We start from the raw sequence: 274 nt of genomic DNA on the forward strand, positions 1-274 counted from the left end.
CATCACCGCCACCGTCTGCGCCCGCAGATCCCCCGCATCCCCCGTCGCCGACTCCGGAATCACCCGGGTCACATCCGCCGACGTCGTCGACGACGTCGCGTCCATCAGAACCAGGCCCTTGACCTTGTCCCGGTGATCCGGCGCATACCGCGCAGCGATCAGACCACCCAGCGAATGGCCCGCCAACACCACCGGAGAATCACCCGCAACCCGGTTGATCACCCCCGTCAGAATCCGCCCCGTGTCCGCCATGCTCTGCGGACCCTCCGGCTTG

General features: G+C 67.9%; 1 protein-coding gene. It reads right to left on the bottom strand.

Going from position 1 to position 274, the window contains the following annotated elements; genetic code table 11:
• A partial coding sequence (locus IO29_RS31395) for an alpha/beta fold hydrolase (protein WP_030383546.1) occupies nucleotides 1-252 on the bottom strand: 252 nt, incomplete at its 3' end.
• Nucleotides 253-274: the final 22 nt, after the last annotated feature.

The sequence above is a fragment of the Streptomyces sp. NRRL F-6676 genome (assembly GCF_000725625.1).
In the GTDB taxonomy this organism is placed as follows: Bacteria; Actinomycetota; Actinomycetes; order Streptomycetales; family Streptomycetaceae; genus Streptomyces.